At 45.8% G+C, this 21,815-nt stretch carries 23 protein-coding genes; 15 read left to right on the top strand and 8 right to left on the bottom strand.

Annotated elements, in window-relative coordinates; all coding sequences use genetic code 11:
- The first annotated feature begins 18 nt into the window (after positions 1-18).
- Positions 19-1,248, top strand: a complete 1,230-nt coding sequence (locus Q4B82_RS05510; RefSeq protein ID WP_303065430.1) for a DUF711 family protein — start codon at positions 19-21, stop codon at positions 1,246-1,248.
- Between the two features lie 9 nt (positions 1,249-1,257).
- Here Q4B82_RS05510 and Q4B82_RS05505 read toward each other — a convergent pair whose 3' ends face one another.
- The 5 genes from Q4B82_RS05505 to Q4B82_RS05485 all read right to left on the bottom strand — a co-directional run bounded on the left by Q4B82_RS05505 (position 1,258) and on the right by Q4B82_RS05485 (position 5,656).
- Positions 1,258-1,953, bottom strand: a complete 696-nt coding sequence (locus Q4B82_RS05505) for an alpha/beta hydrolase (protein ID WP_303065429.1) — start codon at positions 1,951-1,953, stop codon at positions 1,258-1,260.
- Between the two features lie 38 nt (positions 1,954-1,991).
- Positions 1,992-3,044 carry a low specificity L-threonine aldolase gene (locus Q4B82_RS05500; RefSeq protein ID WP_303065428.1) on the bottom strand — a complete coding sequence of 351 codons (1,053 nt, stop codon included), beginning with the start codon at positions 3,042-3,044 and terminating at the stop codon, positions 1,992-1,994.
- A gap of 248 nt (positions 3,045-3,292) precedes the next feature.
- Positions 3,293-3,637, bottom strand: a complete 345-nt coding sequence (locus Q4B82_RS05495; protein ID WP_303065427.1) for a hypothetical protein — start codon at positions 3,635-3,637, stop codon at positions 3,293-3,295.
- A 118-nt stretch (positions 3,638-3,755) separates the two neighbouring features.
- The gene (locus tag Q4B82_RS05490) at positions 3,756-4,694 is read right to left on the bottom strand and encodes an electron transfer flavoprotein subunit alpha/FixB family protein (RefSeq protein WP_303065426.1); all 939 of its coding nucleotides are present in this window, start codon (positions 4,692-4,694) and stop codon (positions 3,756-3,758) included.
- Positions 4,695-4,909: 215 nt separating this feature from the next.
- The gene (locus Q4B82_RS05485) at positions 4,910-5,656 is read right to left on the bottom strand and encodes an electron transfer flavoprotein subunit beta/FixA family protein (RefSeq protein WP_303065425.1); all 747 of its coding nucleotides are present in this window, start codon (positions 5,654-5,656) and stop codon (positions 4,910-4,912) included.
- Between the two features lie 508 nt (positions 5,657-6,164).
- On the opposite strand from Q4B82_RS05485, the gene Q4B82_RS05480 reads away from it, so the two are divergent.
- From Q4B82_RS05480 to Q4B82_RS05450, 7 genes are all read left to right on the top strand, one after another.
- Positions 6,165-6,578 carry a DciA family protein gene (locus Q4B82_RS05480; RefSeq protein ID WP_303065424.1) on the top strand — a complete coding sequence of 138 codons (414 nt, stop codon included), beginning with the start codon at positions 6,165-6,167 and terminating at the stop codon, positions 6,576-6,578.
- 118 nt (positions 6,579-6,696) lie between these two features.
- Positions 6,697-7,002: a hypothetical protein gene (locus Q4B82_RS05475; RefSeq protein ID WP_303065423.1), complete on the top strand. Its 306-nt coding sequence runs from the start codon at positions 6,697-6,699 to the stop codon at positions 7,000-7,002.
- Positions 7,003-7,144: 142 nt separating this feature from the next.
- Positions 7,145-7,627, top strand: a complete 483-nt coding sequence (ispF, locus tag Q4B82_RS05470; protein ID WP_303065422.1) for a 2-C-methyl-D-erythritol 2,4-cyclodiphosphate synthase — start codon at positions 7,145-7,147, stop codon at positions 7,625-7,627.
- An 82-nt stretch (positions 7,628-7,709) separates the two neighbouring features.
- Complete coding sequence (dprA, locus tag Q4B82_RS05465; protein WP_303065441.1) at positions 7,710-8,906, top strand: DNA-processing protein DprA; 1,197 nt, start codon at positions 7,710-7,712, stop codon at positions 8,904-8,906.
- 155 nt (positions 8,907-9,061) lie between these two features.
- Positions 9,062-11,110 carry a M3 family metallopeptidase gene (locus Q4B82_RS05460; protein ID WP_303065421.1) on the top strand — a complete coding sequence of 683 codons (2,049 nt, stop codon included), beginning with the start codon at positions 9,062-9,064 and terminating at the stop codon, positions 11,108-11,110.
- 258 nt (positions 11,111-11,368) lie between these two features.
- Positions 11,369-11,887 carry an Imm26 family immunity protein gene (locus Q4B82_RS05455; RefSeq protein WP_303065420.1) on the top strand — a complete coding sequence of 173 codons (519 nt, stop codon included), beginning with the start codon at positions 11,369-11,371 and terminating at the stop codon, positions 11,885-11,887.
- Between the two features lie 188 nt (positions 11,888-12,075).
- A complete protein-coding gene (locus Q4B82_RS05450; protein WP_303065419.1) occupies positions 12,076-14,064 on the top strand; it encodes an SMI1/KNR4 family protein in 1,989 nt (662 codons plus the stop codon).
- Between the two features lie 530 nt (positions 14,065-14,594).
- Here the strand turns inward: Q4B82_RS05450 and Q4B82_RS05445 are convergent.
- From Q4B82_RS05445 to Q4B82_RS05435, 3 genes are all read right to left on the bottom strand, one after another.
- Complete coding sequence (locus tag Q4B82_RS05445; protein WP_303065418.1) at positions 14,595-15,449, bottom strand: ABC transporter substrate-binding protein; 855 nt, start codon at positions 15,447-15,449, stop codon at positions 14,595-14,597.
- Between the two features lie 343 nt (positions 15,450-15,792).
- Positions 15,793-16,038, bottom strand: coding sequence for a S24 family peptidase (locus Q4B82_RS05440; RefSeq protein WP_303065440.1), 246 nt, complete (start codon positions 16,036-16,038; stop codon positions 15,793-15,795).
- A gap of 163 nt (positions 16,039-16,201) precedes the next feature.
- Positions 16,202-17,074 carry a transcriptional regulator gene (locus Q4B82_RS05435; RefSeq protein ID WP_303065417.1) on the bottom strand — a complete coding sequence of 291 codons (873 nt, stop codon included), beginning with the start codon at positions 17,072-17,074 and terminating at the stop codon, positions 16,202-16,204.
- 126 nt (positions 17,075-17,200) lie between these two features.
- Between Q4B82_RS05435 and Q4B82_RS05430 the strand changes: the two genes are divergently transcribed.
- From Q4B82_RS05430 to Q4B82_RS05400, 7 genes are all read left to right on the top strand, one after another.
- Complete coding sequence (locus Q4B82_RS05430; RefSeq protein WP_303065416.1) at positions 17,201-17,470, top strand: XRE family transcriptional regulator; 270 nt, start codon at positions 17,201-17,203, stop codon at positions 17,468-17,470.
- Between the two features lie 12 nt (positions 17,471-17,482).
- Positions 17,483-19,522, top strand: a complete 2,040-nt coding sequence (locus tag Q4B82_RS05425) for a Mu transposase C-terminal domain-containing protein (RefSeq protein ID WP_303065415.1) — start codon at positions 17,483-17,485, stop codon at positions 19,520-19,522.
- A gap of 12 nt (positions 19,523-19,534) precedes the next feature.
- Positions 19,535-20,425 (top strand): AAA family ATPase, encoded by an 891-nt coding sequence (locus Q4B82_RS05420; protein WP_303065413.1) that lies wholly within the window; start codon positions 19,535-19,537, stop codon positions 20,423-20,425.
- Between the two features lie 89 nt (positions 20,426-20,514).
- The gene (locus tag Q4B82_RS05415; protein WP_303065412.1) at positions 20,515-20,859 is read left to right on the top strand and encodes a hypothetical protein; all 345 of its coding nucleotides are present in this window, start codon (positions 20,515-20,517) and stop codon (positions 20,857-20,859) included.
- A 43-nt stretch (positions 20,860-20,902) separates the two neighbouring features.
- Complete coding sequence (locus Q4B82_RS05410) at positions 20,903-21,097, top strand: hypothetical protein (RefSeq protein ID WP_303065411.1); 195 nt, start codon at positions 20,903-20,905, stop codon at positions 21,095-21,097.
- 13 nt (positions 21,098-21,110) lie between these two features.
- Entirely contained in the window at positions 21,111-21,278 is a 168-nt protein-coding gene (locus Q4B82_RS05405) for a hypothetical protein (RefSeq protein ID WP_303065410.1), read from the top strand.
- On the top strand, positions 21,275-21,772 hold the full coding sequence (locus tag Q4B82_RS05400; RefSeq protein WP_303065408.1) for a hypothetical protein: 498 nt from the start codon (positions 21,275-21,277) through the stop codon (positions 21,770-21,772). The genes Q4B82_RS05405 and Q4B82_RS05400 overlap by 4 nt, the downstream gene beginning before the upstream one ends.
- The last annotated feature ends 43 nt before the right edge of the window (positions 21,773-21,815 follow it).

Genomic DNA, 21,815 nt, shown 5'->3' with positions numbered 1-21,815 from the left:
GTTTAAAGGATAATGATGATGTCTGTTCACGATAAAAACCTGTGTCGCGTTCGTACCATTACGGCTTTCATTCATTTAAATCACAATCAAGATGAATGGTTGGCGGTTTTATCCGCAGCCAAAGCCGAGTGTGAAAAATTGGCACACGCCCTACAAAAAATCGGCTACACCGTTCAATCATTGCGTTTGGTCAGCAATCCTTTTGGCGAATATTTGAACACCCAAAACACCGAAACAGCCCAAAACGATTTACATAAACTCACGCAAATTTTAAATCAAATCAATGCAAACAGCACCATGCGTTTGCGTTTTGCCATTGGCGAAGCCCAAAATGCACATGAAATTGCCTTGCTGCCTGAATTGATTCGTGATTTTGGCGATTTGTGCAATGCTTGTGTCAATATTCAACTTGATGACAACGGCTTTTTGGACAACGAAACCCTTGCCCAGAGCGTGCAAGCCATTCAACGCATTGCCCAAATCACACCACAGGGACAAGGCAATTTCAATTTTACCGTCAATTTCAATTGTCAATCATTTATTCCTTATTTTCCAGCCAGTTATCATCGCAACGAACGTGGCAATGTGCTGATTTTGGGCTTGGAAACACCCGATTTATTGGTTGCCGCTTTGCAAGATTTGCCTCACTCACACGAAAACCACGCCACATTTTTACAACACGCCTATCAAGCCATGCGTCATGCTTTGCAATATCACATTGACCCAATTGTTCAAGCGGTACAGCAAACCCCTTTGTCAGATGGCTGGCAATTTATTGGCTTGGACACTTCGGCAGCCCCTTCTAAAAATTGTGCCTCTATGGTTGATGTGTATCGCTTGTTGGGCGTGCCTTATTTTGGCGCGGCTGGTACGGTGGAAATTTCGGCATTATTAACCAAAGTATTTAAAAATGTGCAAAATGTGGCACAAGTGGGTTTTTCAGGCTTGATGTTGGCGGTTACAGAAGACACGGGCTTGGCATTGGCAACACAAAATCAGGAATTTGACATTCACGGTTTGCTCACATTCAGCAGCGTGTGCGGCATTGGTTTGGATACGGTGCCAATTGCTGGCAATACCGATGCCAACAAAATTGCTGCCATCATGCGCGACACAGGCACCATGGCATTTCGTTTAAATAAACCATTAACCGTGCGCCTGTTCCCTGTACCGAATTTACAGGCAGGAGAAATGACCCAATTTAACAGCGATGATTTGTGCAATTGCGCCATTTTAGCCGTGCCGTAACTCCCCTTTTCAGGCTGCCTCACACCAACGAATTTGCCGAAAAACCAGCTCAAATCGTGCCACATCTTCATCAAACCACGCGCCCAAAGTATGCGGTGCATGGGGCAACACCACTTCCTGAAAACGGTTTTGAGGCGATAAAGTACGATACATTTCAAAAACTTCTTTGGGAATGATGTCGTCATTTTCAGGGCGAACCAAATTCAGGCAGCCTGAAAAATGGGGCAAAATCCGCACCGCATTGCTGCGCGACCAATTTCCATGTTCACGAATGGCGCGTGTAAAATGGCAACCAAATTCAATCGGCAAAATGTCTTTGGCATACAAAGCAGGGGCAAACAGGGTAAGCGATGCGATATTCGGCATATGTGCCAGCAAATTCACGGCAATTTGTCCGCTCATGCTCCACGCAAACAAATGAATGGGTTGATTTTGATGTGCATAATGCCGTATCACAGCATGGGCTTGCTCCGTTTTGATGTTGATGGACGATGGCGCATTTCGGCTGCTTTCGCCATGCCCCGAATAATCCAAACTGACCACATTAAATTGATTGCCTTGCAAAAATTCGGCTACTTTTTGCAAACGTGCTTGACTGGCATTGCCTGCACCGTGCAACAGAAAAATGCTTTCGCCGCCACCACAATAATGGCGCGTGGCGATTTTTTCCGCTCCGCAAGTCAGCATATAGCAAGTAAACATCATGATATTCCTTATTCAATGGCATTCAGGCAGCCTGAAAATCAAAACATTGCCGCTTCAATCGCATTCAACAAATCATCAATATGCTTTTCCTGCGTGTCAAAACTGCACACCAAACGCACCGTGCCGTGTTCGTCCCAATCGTAAAAATAAGTGTGTTGGCGCACTTTATCCGCCACGCCATCGGGCAATTTCACAAACACGGCATTGGCTTGCGTAGGGTAAACCAGTTCCACGCCCTGAATGTTTTTCAGGCTGCCTGAAAGTTTTTGCGCCATGGCATTGGCGTTTTGCGCGGCATTAAGCCACAAATCGTTTTCCAGCAAAGCGATGAATTGTGCCGACACAAAACGCATTTTGGACGCGAGTTGCAAATTCATTTTGCGTAAAAATTTCATGCCGTTTGCGTTTAAAACATTTTTTTCGTTCAACACAATCACGCATTCGCCCAACAATAAACCATTTTTGGTGCCGCCAAACGACAAAATGTCCACGCCAACATCTGCCGTGATGTCGCGCAAATCTACGCCCAAAGCCGCCGCCGCGTTCGCCAAACGTGCGCCGTCCATGTGCAAGGCGATGCCTTTTTCGTGGCAAAAATCGGCAATTGCGCGGATTTCATCGGGCGTGTAAACCGTGCCGCATTCAGTGCTTTGCGTGATGCTGACGGCAAGCGGCTGGGCGCGGTGTTCCACGCCAAAACCATGCGCGTGCTGGGCGATGAGTTCGGGGTTTAATTTGCCGTCTGATGTGGGAATCGTCCACAATTTGAATCCGCCAACGGCTTGTGGGGCGGTGCTTTCGTCCACATTGACGTGTGCCGATTCCGCGCAAATTACCGCGCCCCAACGCGGTAGGCAAGCTTGCAATGCCAACACATTTGCGCCTGTGCCATTGAACACGGGGTAGGCTAGGGCGGATTCGCCAAAATGCTGTTTGATGAGATTTTGCAGATGAGCGGTGTAGGGGTCGTTGCCGTATGCGCCAAGGTGTCCGCCATTGGCTTGGGCGATTGCCGCCATGATTTCAGGCAGCACGCCCGAATAATTGTCGGAGGCGAAAGAGTGGGATTGTGGATTGTGTAAAATATTCATTTTGGGTTTTCCTAAAAATCAAAAAAGCTGCCAGAAACGCGGTCAAGCAGCTTGATGTGATGTTTCATGTGAAACATGATTTTAGCATTGAATGGGGTTTCAGGCTGCCTTTTACTGTCTAATGAAAAATGATTTTTGCCTTCGGCGACTTACTTTTTAAAAAAGTAAGTCAAATAAATGAATGCACAACGATTGGTGTATCAACAACATTTTCAGGCAGCCTGAAAAGCCATTTATCAAACACACCACTATTTCATCTCAAAAACATAACGCTGTTTATCATAATCAGCCACATAGCCCGCTATCGTATCAGATTGTGTTTTCCCCACCAAATCGTATTCAATGCCCAAACGAAATTCATTCATATCCGCAAAATTGATTTGGTGTTGATAACGTTGATTGGGCAACAAAGAACCAATCCAAACTTTTTTGGGTTGAGACAAATGGTCATAAATCACATACACATTTTTTACCGTTTGATTACTGTGATTTTCAATTATCACAAAACCACGTTCTGAAACACGCCCACTTGCCCATGCCACCACGCAACACAAGCCCAACACCCCCACGCAATAAGCCAAATATTTTTTCATTATCCCACCACTTGTTTCACAAAATAAAACGTTTCACGTGAAACATCATTCAAACTTTGATTGAAAATCATGTTTCACGTGAAACATTATTGCTGTTTCATCAATTTTATTTCACAAATCAACGCGCGTTCAGTGCTTTTGTTAATTCAGGCACAATCTCAAACAAATCGCCCACCATGCCAAAATCCGCCACATTAAAGATGGGCGCGTCTGGGTCTTTGTTAATCGCCACAATGGTTTTGCTGTCTTGCATGCCCGCAATGTGCTGAATTGCGCCCGAAATGCCCACCGCAACATACAATTCAGGCGCAACAATTTTGCCTGTTTGACCGACTTGGCTGTCGTTGGGCGCGTAATCCGCATCCACCGCCGCACGGCTCGCACCAATGGCTGCACCCAAAGCGTCTGCCAATGGGGTCAAAACCGCATTGAACTGTTCCGCGCTGCCCAATGCGCGTCCGCCCGACACAATCACACGCGCCTGTGTGAGTTCGGGGCGGTCGGATTGGGTCAATTCACGCGACACAAAACGGCTGATGTTTTGCGCTGGCGTGGCGGTAACACTTTGAATTGACGTGGTATTATCGCCCAATTCGGCTGCCTGAAACGCGCTGGCGCGAATGGTCAAAACCAATTTGCTTTCATGGCTTTGCACGGTGGTAAACACATTGCCTGCATAAATGGGGCGCACAAAGGTTTTTTCATCAACAATTTCTGTTAAATCAGATACTTGTGAGCAATCCAGCAAAGCCGCCACGCGCGGCATGATGTTTTTGCCAAACGCGCTCGCTGCCGCCACAATGTGCGCGTAAGGTTGCGCCAACGACACCACCAATGGCGCAATTTCTTCCGCCAAGCATTCGGCAAAATGCGCTGCGTCTGCGTGCAACACTTTGGCGATGCCTTGAATTTTGCTGGCTTGTTCCGCCACGTTCAGGCAGCCTGAACCTGCCACCAACAAGTGAATTTCGCCCAATTTTTGCGCCGCCCCCACCGCGTGCAAAGTGGCTGGGCTGATTTGTTTGCCATCGTGTTCGGCAAGAATTAAAACGGTCATGATGTCTTTTCCTTCATTTTGGGTTTGCCTACGGCGTGCGCTCTGTCGCCGCGCGGCGACTTACTTTTTAAAAAAGTAAGTCAAATAATATGATTGCGTTTTTTTGCACATAAATAATGGGGTTTCAATCAACCAAAAAACGTTTCAGGCTGCCTGAAAACCCTTTTTCATCAAAAATATTGATGAAAATATGCAAAATAATTTCAAAATATCAATTAAATTGCTTTTAAAGCGGTCAATTTTTCCACCAATTCCGCCACGCTGGACACTTTCACGCCAGCCTGACGCGCTTTGGGTTCGGCAACTTTTTGCACGATTAAACGCGGCTCAATGTTCACGCCCAAATCAGCAGGCGTTTGTTTTTCCAAAGGCTTTTTCTTTGCTGCCATCAAATTGGGTAATTTCACAAAACGCGGTTCGTTCAAACGCAAATCGGTGCTAATCACGGCAGGCAATTTCAACGCCACGGTTTCCAAACCGCCATCAATTTCGCGCATTACCTGCACTTCGTTTTCCTGCAAATCCACTTTGCTGGCAAAGGTGGCTTGGGGCGCATTCAACAAAGCGGCAAGCATTTGCGCGGTTTGGTTGGCATCATCGTCAATGGCTTGTTTGCCCAATAAAATGATTTGCGCTTGCTCTTGTTCATTGATTTTTTTCAACAATTTGGCAACAGCAAGCGGTTCAAGCGCGGTTTCGGTTTCCACATGAATGGCGCGGTCTGCACCCATTGCCAAGGCGGTACGCAACACGTCTTCGCATTTTTTTTCGCCCAGCGACACGGCAACGATTTCGCTGATTTTACCTGCCTCTTTCAGGCGCACGGCTTCTTCTACCGCGATTTCGTCAAAGGGATTCATGGACATTTTCACATTGCCAATGTCCACATCGGAACCATCGGCTTTCACGCGCACTTTGACATTGAAGTCCACCACGCGCTTTACGGCAACAAGGGCTTTCATATTTACTCCAATTTTGTTGTTTAATCAAAAATAGGCTTTCAGGCAGCCCAAAATAACATGAAGAATTATTTTGCAACATCATGCTGCCTGAATAAGGGTTTCAATCAACAGTCTCAAAAACAGAATCAATTATTTCTTTTATAAGACAAATAGTTATATTAAAAATAAAATGGTTATTTTAAAGGATAGTTTCATGAATGAACAGCCACTCAAGTTAAATTGGTCTTTTTAAATTATGGCTGACACAATTTAAATAAGTACACAGGATGGTACAAATCCAAGAGAAAACGACGCCGTGTAGTCGTAGAAGTGAAAAAGCAATAGTAAGGCGACAACGAGAACCGTGTACACCTGTACATAAGGTCTGGCAATGCCGTAGTGCTTTTTCAATTCTATGACCATAACTGTTTTAAAGTGAGTTAGCCATAAACCGATTATTTTAGGCTGCCTGAAAGACCGTTCATGCTTATAATGTCATGACTTTATCAAATCATTGGCAATCCCAATTATGCAACTGGATAAACATACAGATGAACATTTGCGTGGTCTCATTCAACGTACACGCTATTGGAAACAACTGGATAATGAACTCAAACAATTTTTGCCCGTCCCTCTACACCCACACCTGCGCGTGGTGTGTGTGGAAAATGGCAAACTCGTGATTTACAGTACTTCGCCTATGGCAGCAACACGATTAAAAATGCTTCTGCCCACCCTTTTTCCTCAATTACAGGCTTTAAATACCCAGATTCAAAGCGTTCAAATCAAAATCCGCCCACCTGAAACTGAAAAAAGCCAACAAAAAAATTTCCGCATCAGCCCACGCGCCTTATCTGCTTTTGAACAAACGGCTCATCGTCTCAATTCACAACACCCTGAATTGGCGGCTGCCATGCGCCGTTTGGTACAACACAACAAATAAACCGAATATTGACTCCTTATTTGAGCACAAGAATCCAGAAAAATGCTATCATTCAAAAACTTTTCAATTTCCCCAACCTTCAGGCTGCCTGAAACACACTACATTTAAAGACAAACCCATGATAATCTCAACCACCATTTTGCTGACCTTGCTTGCTTTCCTGCTTTCGTGCCTGCTCATTATTCGCCGTTTGCTTGCTAAACAAGAACGTAAACTGGGCTACCCAAAAGCAAACGAAGATTTTGATGATGTAAAACTACTGGTCTTATTGCAACAAGACATTTTCGCCCTGCGTTGTTACCGCCGTATCTACCCCAAAGCCACACTTGCCGAAGCCAAATACATGATAAACAAACTGCATACACAAGCCCAAGAACAAGCGAAAAACATCGTCTCCAATCCAGCGCAATCCACCAAACCATAATGCAATGGTTTTGGGGTCTAGCCATTTTCAAAAACCGCTATACGCCAACATTCAGGCAGCCTACAATACCGTTTTGTGTATTCGGCTGCCTGAATCATTTTCAGACAGTTTCCCGTCTTAACCCATTTCACACTCAATAATCATGACAAATATTCGAATCGGACAAGGCTATGATGTCCACCAACTCGTTCCCAATCGTCCACTTATTCTCGGTGGTGTAACCATTCCCTTTGAAAAAGGCTTACTCGGACACTCTGATGCCGATGCCTTATTACACGCCATTACCGATGCCATTTTGGGCGCAGCCTCACTGGGCGACATCGGTAAACTGTTTCCCGATACCGCCGCCGAACACAAAGATGCCAACAGTCGCGTACTATTGCGTCAAGCCTATGCCACTGTTCAGGCAGCAGGCTGGCAAATCACCAATGTGGACAGCACCATCATCGCCCAGCAACCCAAACTTCGCCCATACATTGATGCCATGCGCGCCAACATCGCTGCCGATTTGGGCTTGGACATCAATGCAGTCAATGTCAAAGGCAAAACCAATGAAAAACTGGGTTATCTCGGTCGCATGGAAGGCATAGAAGCACAAGCCGTTGTATTATTACAGGCTGCCTGAAAAACCAGCCCAGTTGCCATACACATTTCAGGCAGCCCACTTTATCATTTTACCATGTTGCCAGAAGGAAACCGACCGCATGATGACCGATACTGAACGCCATGCATGGCTACAACTCGCACTCACACCCTACATCGGTGCAGAAAGTTTTGCCACACTGTTGGCACACTATGGCAGCGCAAATGAAGCACTTTGCGCACCTGCGCAAGTGATTACACAACTCGGACGACACGGCAAACAAGCTGCTGCCACTTGGTCAGATACCACCCAAGCCCAAAATGCCGCCGATGCCGCTTTAAAATGGGAAAACGAAACCACAGGTGCACGCCTGATGCTGGCTTGCGATGCCGACTTTCCCAATATCTTGCGTGAAGGCATTACGCCGCCGCCACTCTTATTTTTGCGTGGCAACACCGAATTACTGCAACGCCCAGCCGTTGCCATAGTCGGCAGTCGCCATGCCACACCACAAGCCATACGCATTGCCCACGATTTTGGTCGTGCATTAAGTGAAAACGGCATCACTGTTGTATCTGGCATGGCTGCAGGCATAGACACCGCCGCCCATCAAGGCGCATTAAGCGGTTCAGGCAGCACCATTACCATATGGGGAACAGGCATCAACCGCGTTTATCCGCCGTCCAACCGCGACTTGGCACACCGTTTAGCCGAGCAAGGTCTAATCGTTTCAGAATTTCCCTTGGACACACGCCCATTAGCAGGCAATTTCCCACGCCGCAATCGTCTGATTGCCGCGCAAAGTCATGCCGTTTTGGTGGTAGAAGCTGCTTTAGAAAGCGGCTCCTTGATTACCGCACGACTTGCAGCCGAAATGGGACGCGAAGTCATGGCTGTGCCAGGTTCAATAGACAACCCACACAGTAAAGGTTGCCACAAACTCATCAAAGAAGGCGCAAAATTGGTGGAATGTTTGGACGACATCATCAGCGAATGCCTTTCTTTACAAAACCTTTCAGGCAGCCCCAAACCCATTAACAAGCTGCCTGAAAAACACAATAACCACAAACAATCCACAAACTTATCCACAACCCCAACCCAACCTACACCCCAACAAACCATTCAACCCAACCCAGCCATGCTGCCTGAAAAAACCAAGCACACACTCTTACAGGCCATGGGCTACGACCCCATACACCCCGATAATTTGGCGCAAAACCTGTGTTTACCTGCTGCCGACATTTACGCCATGCTATTGGAATGTGAATTAGACGGACAAGTTGCCGCACTCTCAGGCGGACGTTATCAACGTATTAAATAAATTGTCCCAAAGTTATCCAAAAGTTATCCACAATTTTTCAGACCACCTGGAAACCACAACACACAAAACCAAATGCCACATCAGCATTCAGATGCATCTTTTTCCATTTGTGGTTACAATCGCCATCATTTTTTCAATAGTCAAGAAAGACCACCATGTCCAACAACATTTTATTGAGTTTAGACCACGAACCCAATTTCCCTGCCATTGAAGTGGCGCACATCAAACCCGCCATGCAAAGCGCGATTGCCGAAGCGCGTAGCCAAATCGCTGAAATCAAAGCACAAAGCGAAACCACTTGGCAAAACACGGTGGAACGCTTAACCGACATCACCGAGCGCGTAGGGCGCATTTGGGGGGTGGTGGCGCACCTCAATTCGGTGGTGGATACGCCCGAACTTCGTGCGGTTTACAATGAGCTGATGCCCGAAGTTACCGTATTTTTCACGGAAATTGGGCAAGATATTGAACTTTACGCGCGTTTCAAAGCCATTAAAAATTCCGACCGTTTCAAACGCCTTGATGATGCACAACAAGTCAAATTGAACAACGATTTGCGCGGTTTTGTGTTGAGCGGTGCAGAATTGCCGCCTGAACAACAAGCGCGTTTGGCGGCTTTGCAAACCGAATCCGCCCAACTTTCCGCGCAATTTTCGCAAAATGTGTTGGACGCGACCGATGATTTTGCGCTTTATTTTGAAGATGAGCGTCAGTTGGCTGGGTTGCCTGAATACGCGCTTGCCATGTTTCAGGCTGCCGCGCAAGCCGAAGGCAAATCGGGCTACAAAGTCGGCTTGCAAGCACCGCATTACATGGCAATCATGCAATATGCGGCAAACCGCGATTTGCGCGAACAAATCTACCGCGCCTACGCCACCCGCGCCAGCGAATTGGGCAAACCCGAATGGGACAATACGGCAAACATCACGCGCTGCCTTGAAATTGCTTTGGAAGAAGCCAACTTGCTCGGCTACAAAAATTATGCCGAATTGTCGCTGGTAACGAAAATGGCGGATACGCCTGAACAAGTCGTTGAATTTTTGCGTGATTTAGCCAAACGCGCCAAACCGTTTGCCGAAAAAGATTTGGCGGAAGTGCGCGAATTTGCCGCCAAAGAATTGGGGCTGCCTGAAATCCAATCGTGGGATTTGGGCTATGCCAGCGAAAAATTGCGCCAAGCGAAATACGCCTTTTCCGAAACCGAAGTGAAAAAATATTTCCCTGCTAACAAGGTGTTATCGGGTTTGTTCGCGCAAATCAAGCGTTTGTATGGCGTGAATTTGACGGAAAAAACCGTTCCCACTTGGCACAAAGACGTGCGCTATTTTGAATTGGAAAAAGGCGGCGGCATCATCGGCGGCGTGTACATGGATTTGTATGCGCGTGAAGGCAAACGCGGTGGCGCGTGGATGAGCGATTATCGCGGTCGCCGCCGTTTCATCACAGGCGAAAAAGCGGGGACAATTCAAACACCTACCGCGTATTTAGTCTGCAATTTCACGCCACCTGTAAACGGCAAAGAGGCGCGTTTGAGCCACGATGAAATCATCACGCTGTTTCACGAAATGGGACACGGCTTGCACCATTTGCTCACGCGCGTGGACGAATTGGGCGTGAGCGGCATCAATGGCGTGGAATGGGACGCGGTCGAATTGCCCAGTCAATTTATGGAAAATTTTGTTTGGGAATACAAAGTGTTGGCAGAAATGTCGGCACACGAAGACACCAATGAAACGCTGCCTGAAACCTTGTTCAACAAAATGCTGGCGGCAAAAAATTTCCAACGCGGTCTGTTTTTGGTGCGCCAAATGGAGTTTGCGCTGTTTGATATGCGCGTGTTCAGCGCGGAAGATTCAGGCAGCCTGAATAATTGGGCGCAGACTTTGGCAGAAGTGCGCCGTGAAGTGGCGGTGGTGCAACCGCCTGAATACAATCGTTTTGCCAACAGTTTCAGCCACATTTTTGCTGGCGGCTATTCGGCTGGCTATTACAGCTATGCGTGGGCGGAAGTGTTGAGCGCGGACGCTTATGCGGCATTTGAGGAAACGGACGATGTGCGCGGCACGGGGGCGCGTTTCTGGAACGAAATTTTGGCGGTGGGCGGCTCGCGCAGCGCGGCGGAAAGTTTCAAGGCGTTCCGTGGGCGTGAACCGAGCATGGACGCGCTGTTAAGGCATTCTGGCTTTGATTTGCAGACTGCTTAATCCCTATCCATTTTTGATTACAGGCTACCTGAAGGGCTTCAGGTAGCCTGTTATATTGTTGGTAGGTGGTTTGGATAGCAAAAAACATTTCAGGCTGCCTGAAAAGGGTTGGTTTGGCACATATGGTGTAGAATGTGAGTTATTGCTCAAAAAAAGAGCATATCGGCTGCATCAGGGGGATCTTTCAAGTAGAAAATATTTCGCCAAAATTCATTTTTCATCATTTTATTTCTTAAAAAAACTTAAAAGTGCTTGTATATGAAATCAAATATTGAATTGTGGGGTTGGGAAAAGAAACCCAGAACCATGCTCCGATACATCAAAATTGGCGATATTGTTTGTTTTGAAACAGACCATACAGGGAAATCATTTGGTTATGGTCAGCTGATTGCTCAATTGGAAACGGGCGGTTTTGTTTTTAAAGCAATGAATATCATACATCAAAGTCCAAATGATATTACGGTTGAAGAAATCGTGCATTCAGATACATTGGGCAAACCTTGTGTTTTAGATGTCTATTCAACATTGGATAGAAAGAAACACATTAACAATGGCGAATGGCGGATTATCGGCAGAGAAAACGATTTTAAAATCAAAGAAGAGGACTTAAATACCATCTATTTTATCTATGGTATTGGAAAAGGGTTTTGGAAAAAAATCAATTTATTAAATGAAGTAACCCCCATATCTGATGAAGAAGCAGAAAAGTATCTTGATGCAGGTCTCAATACAGGCGACCAAGTGAAAATATGGTATGTTCAATATGATAGCCCATAGCGATAGTGGGCGTATCACTTACTCTGGTTGGTTGTGAGCCACAACAGGCAATTTATTAAAATAAATGGCAGCCTGAAATTCGTTAAAAAATTGTATTATCAACAAGAAAAAATAAAAGGAAATTTTCCGTAAAAAATATTCACCAACGAAATAATTTATTTACTTTATTTCCTAAAAAGGACAGCAAAATGAGCAAAAAAATCAAAAAAGCAGAGCAAAAAATCGCCGATTTGAGACGCGAATTAAGCAGTGAAGCTGCCTTGATTATTATTGATAATCTAGAAAAAGAATGGGGCAGACCCATTCCTGTGGAATTAAGAAGACTGGTTGAATTTCAAGCCGATGAATCCGATTTTGAACAGTTTTCACAAGGTTTTGGCATTTGGGAAGCTGATTTTTACGGCGGACTGAAAGAAGGTTGGTCAGACAATCCCGAATTTTTGGGCAAATTGTATCCCTTTGCCCAAGCCAACGGCTCGGGTTCGACTTATGCCATTTGGGACGATGGCGAGGGTTACCCAATGGGCGATATGCCTGTGGTGGTCTTTGGCGATGAGGGCGGTCAGTGGGTGGTCGCCAATCATTTTGGTGCGTTTTTGCAACTTTTGACCTTTGATACCGAAATTTCGGTGGATTGGAATTCTTGCTTCTTTTACAAAGATGAAGAGGGTTACGAAGAGAACCCCGATGCCGAGAAATTCCGCCAGTGGTTCAGCGAATATCAGGGTTATCTGCCGACTGTGGAAAGCAATGAACACGCCGCTGCAATTCTGGCAGATGCCCAAGCCAACCATCAGCAGAAATTCAACGAATGGCTAGGCAGGTTTGGCATAGAAACTTCGGAAAACACACCAGATGAAACCCTTCAGGTAGCCTCATTACCGCCACAACTGGTGCAGGAAAAAGCCCCAAAACATTACAACATCAATGGCGACAAATACCCACAAGCGTGGGAAGAGAAAGAATACGAGTATGGCGGCGATTACGATGGCGAAGATTTTTCCGAAATAGAAGCCGAATTTGAGTTGATTGAATTTCTGCCACGATTGCCAGAGCCTTACAAATTAGAACAATATGAAAGACTTTGGGTGGATTTGCGTTTCAAAACCAATGTGCCTTGTCAGGTTTGGTTGTTACAAGCTGATGGATACAACGGCACTTATTCCGCTTCCAAGGTTTATTCTGTGGGCGAAACGAAAACATATAATTTTTTGAATTTTCATCAAGTACCTGAAAATGAACGGATTGACCATTTGAATTTGCATATTGCTTTTGTCAATGGACAAGAATTGGAAGCCAAAATCCCTTTTGACTGCCAAATCACCCCGCCTTCGGATACCGATACTTTATACGATGGCGAAAGCACCACCGAGCTTAACGGCGAGGTAACGCTGGTAGTCGGTGGCAATACACTTTTATTGAATGAAGCCCACCAAATTCCTGTGGGGGCAGATGTAGATGTGATTATCCCTTATAAAACAGGGTCTAAATACGGCATCAATCTCTTTTCAATGCCTGTGGAAGGAATGGAGCAATGTGGCAGTAATTATCCGATTGGCTTTAATGGCAGTGATGAATATTACGGGCCTTGGGGTGTGGCAACGGCGACTTTTTCCGCCTATGCACCTTGCAAACCGCCTTATTTACAAGTATATGCCCAAAATCTTACAGGTGGTTGGCAGATATTTTCAAAAAATATCCCCATCAATATTGAATTTATTGAAACCGAAGGCGATGGACAAGGCAGTGAAATTACCGCCGTGGGGATTCGCTTGGCAGGAGAGGAGGATTGGTTAGACGGCAAGGCGACCATTAACACCGAAACCGATTTGGAACTTCATTACGAATACAAAAACGCCTCCCAGCACGGCATTTATTTCAAACTTTATTCGGTGAAAAATAATGAAATTTCAGAACAACTACTGCAATCCAACACCCTTGCCGACCCCAATCGGACTTGGGGCTACATTGATTTTGTCATTGATGAAGCCCAAGAAATGGAAGATGTCATCCTTGTGATGTACAACACCGCTGGCGAAGTATTGCACGAAAGACTTTTACAACTGAAACTCAATGTAGAAGAATACGACCGCCCACGCAAAAAAGCCCAAAGGGAAGAAGACAGCAAGCCAACAGGCTTATTCGGCAGCCTGAAAAAATTCTTCAATTTGGATTAATCAAATAAACGGTTTATCGGTTTGTATTCCGCAGTGTTGGCAATCACAATTTTGTTGTTTGGACAAATCGGTATTCTGTCTGCGGTTCATTTTGAGTAATCAAAAATACCGCGTGTACAGGTTCGGAATCCCAATGCCCACAAATGCTGCTGCACAAAGGTTTTGCGATTGGGCATTTGTCTGTGTGTCAAGCACTTCAGGTAGCCTGAAAGCTCTGATGTGCCTGATAAGGATATTATAGTCAATTCATTTAAAAACAGTACAAGCGCAGGATACAGCTTATTGCACCATTTTTCTAATCAAACAGGGATTTGGTGTAACAAGTCGCACCTGTATTGTGTCCTATTTGGTTTACCATATTTCTTTATTGGGGCGGCAACTTTTTCAGGCTGCCTGAAGACAAGTGTGCTGTTTGCAGATATCGTGAATTCAATTTAAACCAGTACAGCGTTGCCAGCTCCCTTATGTACTCGACACGGTCGCTGTCGCCTTGTCCCAATTTAAATTGAATCCACTATCTAATATTTTGATTATTGAACTGCATTCAAACCTTTTAACCATTTGTCTTGTACGGCTTTGATTGTGCCATCTGCCAATGCCACATCAATGCCTTTATTCAATTTTTCCAAAAGTTCAGGCTTATCTTTTTTAACCAAAAAAACCAAATGACGTGGCTCTTCATCATGAACACGCAATAAACGCGTACTTTGTTCTTTTTTCATTTCTTGTGCAAAATATGCCAAAACATAATTCGCACCCAAAACACCATCCACCTGCTTGTTGTACAATTCACGCGCAGACAAATAGAATGTGTCGGTTACCATAACATTTTCAGGCGAACCCGTTAATTTGGCCGCCAAATCAATCATTTTCTGACCATAATATTTGCTGACAGCCAATTTTTTACCTTTTAATTGCTCTATGTTTTGAATGTTTGCATTGCCCTCTTTGTCATCACACAAACCCACTACAATGTACGCATCCATAAAGGGTTTGGAAACCAACACATCATCGGGGTATTCGGCATTGCCATAAAAAGCAGAAGCCCACATATCAAAAGTCCCATTTTGCAATGATTTGTGCCATTCTTCACGCGCAAAGTGGTTAAATTCCATGCCCAAACCCTGACTTTTACCAATCGCATTCAAAATATCCATTTCAATACCTAAAATCTTGCTCTTTTCATCGCGGTATTGAAATGGCGGATATTTGGCATCGGTACCCACCTGAACCAAAGATAAATTGCTTGCTGCTTGTGCTGAACTGGCTGATGCAGTTTGACTGGATTGTGGCTTGACCTCTGTAGTTTTTTGAGACTCTGAACCGTCACACGCGCTTAAAGCAACGGACAACACAGCAGAAACAAACAAATGGTGTAATTTCATGACATTTCTCCAAATAAAGACAAAGTTTTTCAAAACTTCTTAATTAATTTAACTAATTGTTAATTATAAATTTTAACTATCTGAATGCTACTTATGGGGGTGTAGTTTATTTTATACCCTATGATTTAGACTGAAAAATGTGCAAAAAAAATAAAAATAAACAAAAATTTATACCAAAAACAGGAGGCAAAAAACTAGGTTCAGCTTTTGCACCAAAATGGTCAAATTTTGGTCAGCTTTTGCACTTTTTTGAGTAGATTTCAAACACATTTTGGTTACAGATTGATTGAATTTAAAACGGCGTTTAAACCTGTGTTAAACGCCGTTTTTTGTATCTTAATGTTTACAGCATCCGCCCCAGCCAAACCACACGACCGATGATGGCAAAATTTTGCTGTTCCTGTGTCAAATCAATGGTAAAGGTTTCATAGTTGTTATTTTCACTGATAACCAACAGTTTATTGGGTTGGCGTTGAATGCGTTTGACAAAAATGTCGTTGTCAATGCGGATAACGTAAATATCGTCTTTGGGTGCGGTATCAGTATGGTTGACCAAGATGGTGTCGTCATCGTTTAACATGCCGTTGATGCTACTACCAGTGTATAACTTCCAAGCTGAACTTGTACACTTTACTTATACAGTATCAATATGACGTACAAGTTATAAAAACATTATAAAACAATTGAATACTATACCAATACCATTTCAACGGTTTTTGAAAAAATTGAAACTTATACATTGGTGTACAAGTTTAACTACGTTTCTTCATCAGTTCACGCTTCTTGTTTGAAAGAGAAGCATAAGCTTTTTCCAACTCCTCATCCTGTAAATCTGCTTTACTTTGTACTTTAAATTTACCTGCAATGTGTTTCTTAAACCATTCTTCTAATTCAGGAAATTCCTTAAAACTAGCATGAATGAAACGATATTTTCGATTTCGCCATTCATTTTCAGGCATCTTTTTTCTTGCGGTAGCACTGGCCATCAAACGACCAATAGATGACCTCAAATATTTTAAGGCATCATCAAATTGTTCTAGCTTGATGAGACGGTAAGATGGCACCTTCATCCTTCGGTTTAGCGCAGTCCATACCGCACGATGGTTTCTCGGTTTCTGCTTGACATTGGCTTCAATGGTTACGATGTCATCAACCAATTTCTGAATTTCAGAAGCCTGTTGGTCGGTAATATGCTCTTGACCAGGTTTGACTTCGGCAATGGTTTTGGTTGTGTGATGTGTGGTATGGATTTGATTAACTGTTGCACCTTTTCCTGCTAACACAGAATGACTTAAGGATGAGTTGTTGATGAAAACATCAGCACGGCTCTTACCTTCATCACGTACTTTTTCAGCCAGATTACTGGCTATCTGTTCGTTTTTAATATTAAAAAGAACATACAGTACATCCACACCAATGCTACCCATGCGAATCAGGATGTTGGATGGAATGTTGCTGTGTCCCAGTTCGTAGGTGCGCAAAGTATTTCGAGAAACATCAATTTGTCTGGCGAAATCCGCTTGTGAATACCCCAAACGAACACGCTCCGCAATCAGACGGTCAGCGACTTCTTCTGCTTCTGTTGCAGTTTCTAATTCAATTTCTTCTTTAATATCAATAGACATAAAAATTCCTTTGTAAATAAATTTGACGTGTGCAAATTTATTTACTATTATTCGCTCATTGGTTGAGCGCGTAAACCTAGTGCGCTACTGTGGGTTGATTATTAGCCTAATCATTGAGTGTATTTTATGAATGCAGAGAAAATCTATCAAGAACTAAATCGTAAGGGTTTTGATGCGTCGATGATTGCAGAAGCTATTGAGGTGCTCCCTCAATCTGTTGCTGTTGTTATCCGTAAAGGTAAGGGCAGCAGACGCATTGCCGCCGCAATTGCTGCTGTGTTAGAGCGTCCGATTGAGGAGGTTTTTCCGTTTTACGGTGAAAAAGCCGAAAAACTAATGAATCGAAAAAATCAGGTTTTGAATTTAAAAGAGAAGCTGCGTGCACTCAACGTTTGACAGGGTGTCGATATGCAAGACGCTTATATTGATTTACAAGGCATTCTGGCTCTAAAACTACCTAATGTTTCATCCAGACTTGCCACATTAAGAGAAATGGCACAGAAAAATGGTTGGGTCTCTCGTAAAAGGGCAGGACGTGGGGGAGGGTTGGAATACGCCATATCCTCACTCCCACCCCCCATCCGTGAAGCCATTCAACACAAACAAGCCCAAGCCCTGTTACAGGCAGGCTCGGCAGCTTTGCCCACAGCGCAAGCGAAGCAAGCCGCACACAAACCTGTCGTGCTGAATAAGAAGATGCGCCAACTGAACCTGCTGCCGATTGAAGCCCAACTCAAAAGCTTAAACGACAAACAGCTTCAGGTAGCCCATGCACGCGCCGCACTGGTGGCCCATGTACAACATCTGCACACCGTGATTGGTTTGCCTGTGAAACAAGCGGTGGCGATGGTGGTACAAGAAGCACAAACAGGGCATCTTGCCGATGATTTGGCGCGTTTATTGCCCCTTGCCAATGCCCGAAACAATGACAACAGATTGCTTTCAGGCAGCACATTATACAACTGGGTACGCTCTTGGCAGGCAGCAGGCGATGACCGCAATAAGCGATTATTGGCACTGGCACCACAACAAACCAAACCCAAGCGCGATTTATTGACCATTGCTTGGCTACCTGAATTTTTGGGCATTTACCAAGATTGGCGTGGCATTTCCATGATTGAAGCCTATCGGCGGTTTGCGCGACTGTATGAGCAATCAGAGCGGCTGGACGCGCTGCCCAGTTTAGACCAAGTGGAGTACGTCATGCGACAAGTCCCCAAAATCGTGAAAGAACGCGGCCGCAAGACAGGTTCGGCTTACCGAAACCTGCTGCCTTATGTGCAACGCGATTGGCTGGCACTCAACCCGAATGATGTGTGGATAGGCGATGGACACAGTTTTAAAGCCAAAGTACAACACCCGATACACGGCAAACCCTTTGTGCCTGAATTTACCGCGATTATTGACGGTTGCACGGCGATGATAGTCGGCTGGACGGTGTCTTTGGCAGAGAACACGGTGGCAGTTGCCGAAGCCTTACGCAACGGCATGGCACAACACGGCATACCCTTGATGTATTACTCCGACAACGGTGCAGGGCAAACCGCCAAACTGCTTGACCACGACATCACAGGCATTTTGCCGCGTTTGGGGATTGAGCACGCCACAGGCATTGCAGGCAATCCGCAAGGTCGCGCCCGCATCGAACGTTTGTGGCAACACACCGCCATCGCGCTGGCACAAGAGTACGCCACTTATCAAGGCAAAAGTGCCGACCGCGAAACCGTCCGTAAAAACACGGTGGCTTTGACATCGGCATTTCGGGCGATTGATGCGGGACGTGAATTGACCGTGCCCCAGCAAAAAGCCAAAAACGCCTTGCCGACATGGGCGCAATTTTGGGCGGATTTGGGCGCGATGGTAGAAGACTACAACGAACGGCACGAACACAGCAAACTGCCCAAAGACCCGAACACAGGTCGCCACTACACCCCTGCTGCTTACTACCGCCATCGCATTGAACAAGATGCGGTTGCCATTGAGCGATTGACCGAATTGGAATTGGATTATCTCTGGCTACCTGAAGAAATCAGAACGGTACAGCGCGGCATGGTGCAATTGTTCAACAACAGTTATTTCCACATCAATTTGGCCTTACATCATGGCGAACAAGTTCGGGTGGGTTACGATTTGCACAATGCCGAACAAGTGTGGATTAAGGACAAAGCAGGCTGTTTCATCTGCAAAGCCCAATTTGACGGCAATAAAGTCGCTGCCTTTGCCCAAACCCGCATTGAACAACTTGCCGAGCAACGCAAGCAGCGCAAAGTCAAAAAAGCCATGCAACAAATTGCGCTGGCACAAGCCGAAGCCCGACCTGCACTGGAACATCAGCCCGACTTTGGGCAACTGATACCCACCGAGTCGCCCAAACGCGAAACAGAATATGTGTTGTGGCAAAACGAGCAGGACAATGAACCACCCCAAAAAATTTACGCTGTGATTTAAAGGAGTTTCAACATGGATTTGCAACAAGATTTAAAAGACTTTATAAGCGAACGCGGCATCACCCAAGCGGCTTTGGCAAGGGCAGTGGGCGTGTCATCGGCAGCCATCAGTCAATATCTCAAGAGCGAGTATGCGGGCGATGTGGCGGCATTGGAACACAAACTCCAAGCATGGCTCATACGCCAAACCGACCGCCAAAATGAGCAAAAACTCACATGGGGCTATGTGCAAACCGAAACTGCCCGCCGCATCGGTAATCTCTTGAAAATGGCACACATCAATGGCGAAGCAGTGGTGCTGTATGGTCAAGCAGGATTGGGCAAAACCAGTGCGCTTTTAACCTATCACAAGCGCAATCCCGATGCCATCTTCATTGAAACCGACCCCAGTTTCACCGCAAAAGTGTTATTGCAAAACATCGCCCAAACCATAGGCAGCTCTGCTTCAGGTAGCCTACATGAAGTGATGCAAGGCATTGTGGATAAACTGAAAAACAGCTCTCGCTTATTAATGATAGATGAAGCCGAACTGTTGCCACTGCGTGCTTTGGAATGCCTGCGCCGCATTCACGACAAAACAGGTTGCGGTTTGGTTTTGGCAGGTATGCCCCGATTGCTGGTTAATCTCAAAGGAAAACGCGGCGAGTTGGTGCAACTGTACAGCCGCATCGGTTTTGCCATGAATTTGGGCGAGGCTTTATCGGCAACCGATTTGCGCCAGATTGTACAAACCGTTTTACCCCATCTGCCCGATGATGCCGCAGGCGAAATGGTGGCAGCGGTCAAAGGCAACACACGGGTTTTGTGCAAACTGATGCGCGGCGTACACAATATGGAACAAATCAACCAAGAAAAAGCCAATATCGAGATGGTGCGTCAATATGCCCAAATGCTGATTCATTAGGCTACCTAAAAGCCCCAAGCCCTTAATACGGCAATAATTTTTTTGCCTTATGATTTTAATAAGTCATTGAAAATAAAGGAAATGAAAAAATGAACACCAATCTAGAACGGCGCAATGAAATGGCGCGGTTGTGGCAACCCATGCTTGCAGGCGGCTTGATGATGGCGGTTTTTACTGCCCTGACTGAACCCGCAAACCCACCCGTGATTTTGCCCACGCCCACGCCCGAACGCGAAATGCGTGTAGAAGTTTGGGACTGCGACAACTACACCCACGCCCCAATGGATATGCAACACAATCCCGAACACCCCGCCTATTACGCCTTTCAACGGTTGCAATTTGCCTGCACCCAAAACCAAGCCACGCTTGCCCTGATGCAGATTTGGGAAAGCGACCCACTGGCAGGTGTCGTTGATGAACCTGTCCCCGAATAATCATCAGGCTACCTGAAGTCCTAAACCACAAGGAAAAAACACCATGCAAAGCTACACCGTCTATCTCCCAGCCCACGTTTACGAGCCTGTACCAGTTGGCAAACTGACCTACCAAGCCACCACCAACACCGCCATTTTCCATGCTGACGGCAAATCCGAAATCCGCTATGCCAGCGTAGCTGCTGCCTTAAACGGCATCAAGCAAATCTACCCCAACGCATTCTTGGAAGAAGCGTGAAAGGCTGCCTGAAATGACCACCGAACAATGGCTTTTAAAAGAAATCCAGCGTTGGCAACAAGAACTGCATCAAGCCCAAGACGAGCAAACGCGGTTTGTCGTCAAAGAAATACTGTGGCTGCGCCGTCATTGGCTGGTATTGCTTCGTGCAAATCAAGAAAAGAAAAGGACAGCATCATGAAAACCCGATGCCCCTGTTGCGGAGCAGAAAACAGCCTTGATGCCCTGCTCGCCCACGATGAAGCGCGTGAAGCAGTGTGGGCGGTGGCACAAGTTGGCGGCGAATTGGGACGCTTGGCGGTGCAGTACATTGCCCTGTTTCGCCCGACCAAAACCGCGCTCACATTTGACCGCATGGCAAAACTGCTCAACGAAATCCTGCCCGATATGCAACGCCAAGCCATCACACGCGACCGTGTGGAATATCCAGCACCGTTAGAAGCATGGGTGTACGGTTTCCGCGAAATGCTCGCCAAACGGTCTTCAGGCAGCCTGAAACTGCCGCTCAAATCACACGGCTACTTGTACGAAATCATCGCCAGTTGGCAAGGGCAAGGTTTGCGAAGCCCCCACCCTAGCCCTCCCCCACAAGCAGGGGAGGGAATAAATGGTAAACAAGCCGAAGCCAGCCAAACCCTGTCCGCTGCCATGCAACTACAAGGACTACGCCGATGAATGCCCCCAAGAAAATGCCCGACTGGGCATACAACCAAATGAT

Source organism: Alysiella sp. (genome assembly GCF_030525755.1).
In the GTDB taxonomy this organism is placed as follows: Bacteria; Pseudomonadota; Gammaproteobacteria; order Burkholderiales; family Neisseriaceae; genus Simonsiella.
This window is presented reverse-complemented; position numbering and strand designations above follow the sequence as displayed.

What these genes read in the sequence shown, in the direction of transcription:
- Q4B82_RS05475 (WP_303065423.1), top strand. Translation starts at nt 6,697, where the DNA reads ATGATAATCTCAACCACCATTTTGCTGACCTTGCTTGCTTTCCTGCTT.
- Q4B82_RS05510 (WP_303065430.1), top strand. Translation starts at nt 19, where the DNA reads ATGTCTGTTCACGATAAAAACCTGTGTCGCGTTCGTACCATTACGGCT.
- Q4B82_RS05425 (WP_303065415.1), top strand. Translation starts at nt 17,483, where the DNA reads ATGCAAGACGCTTATATTGATTTACAAGGCATTCTGGCTCTAAAACTA.
- dprA (WP_303065441.1), top strand. Translation starts at nt 7,710, where the DNA reads ATGACCGATACTGAACGCCATGCATGGCTACAACTCGCACTCACACCC.
- Q4B82_RS05500 (WP_303065428.1), bottom strand. Translation starts at nt 3,044, where the DNA reads ATGAATATTTTACACAATCCACAATCCCACTCTTTCGCCTCCGACAAT.
- Q4B82_RS05420 (WP_303065413.1), top strand. Translation starts at nt 19,535, where the DNA reads ATGGATTTGCAACAAGATTTAAAAGACTTTATAAGCGAACGCGGCATC.
- ispF (WP_303065422.1), top strand. Translation starts at nt 7,145, where the DNA reads ATGACAAATATTCGAATCGGACAAGGCTATGATGTCCACCAACTCGTT.
- Q4B82_RS05495 (WP_303065427.1), bottom strand. Translation starts at nt 3,637, where the DNA reads ATGAAAAAATATTTGGCTTATTGCGTGGGGGTGTTGGGCTTGTGTTGC.
- Q4B82_RS05400 (WP_303065408.1), top strand. Translation starts at nt 21,275, where the DNA reads ATGAAAACCCGATGCCCCTGTTGCGGAGCAGAAAACAGCCTTGATGCC.
- Q4B82_RS05430 (WP_303065416.1), top strand. Translation starts at nt 17,201, where the DNA reads ATGAATGCAGAGAAAATCTATCAAGAACTAAATCGTAAGGGTTTTGAT.
- Q4B82_RS05490 (WP_303065426.1), bottom strand. Translation starts at nt 4,694, where the DNA reads ATGACCGTTTTAATTCTTGCCGAACACGATGGCAAACAAATCAGCCCA.
- Q4B82_RS05415 (WP_303065412.1), top strand. Translation starts at nt 20,515, where the DNA reads ATGAACACCAATCTAGAACGGCGCAATGAAATGGCGCGGTTGTGGCAA.
- Q4B82_RS05435 (WP_303065417.1), bottom strand. Translation starts at nt 17,074, where the DNA reads ATGTCTATTGATATTAAAGAAGAAATTGAATTAGAAACTGCAACAGAA.
- Q4B82_RS05455 (WP_303065420.1), top strand. Translation starts at nt 11,369, where the DNA reads ATGAAATCAAATATTGAATTGTGGGGTTGGGAAAAGAAACCCAGAACC.
- Q4B82_RS05410 (WP_303065411.1), top strand. Translation starts at nt 20,903, where the DNA reads ATGCAAAGCTACACCGTCTATCTCCCAGCCCACGTTTACGAGCCTGTA.
- Q4B82_RS05460 (WP_303065421.1), top strand. Translation starts at nt 9,062, where the DNA reads ATGTCCAACAACATTTTATTGAGTTTAGACCACGAACCCAATTTCCCT.
- Q4B82_RS05445 (WP_303065418.1), bottom strand. Translation starts at nt 15,449, where the DNA reads ATGAAATTACACCATTTGTTTGTTTCTGCTGTGTTGTCCGTTGCTTTA.
- Q4B82_RS05450 (WP_303065419.1), top strand. Translation starts at nt 12,076, where the DNA reads ATGAGCAAAAAAATCAAAAAAGCAGAGCAAAAAATCGCCGATTTGAGA.
- Q4B82_RS05480 (WP_303065424.1), top strand. Translation starts at nt 6,165, where the DNA reads ATGCAACTGGATAAACATACAGATGAACATTTGCGTGGTCTCATTCAA.
- Q4B82_RS05485 (WP_303065425.1), bottom strand. Translation starts at nt 5,656, where the DNA reads ATGAAAGCCCTTGTTGCCGTAAAGCGCGTGGTGGACTTCAATGTCAAA.
- Q4B82_RS05405 (WP_303065410.1), top strand. Translation starts at nt 21,111, where the DNA reads ATGACCACCGAACAATGGCTTTTAAAAGAAATCCAGCGTTGGCAACAA.
- Q4B82_RS05505 (WP_303065429.1), bottom strand. Translation starts at nt 1,953, where the DNA reads ATGATGTTTACTTGCTATATGCTGACTTGCGGAGCGGAAAAAATCGCC.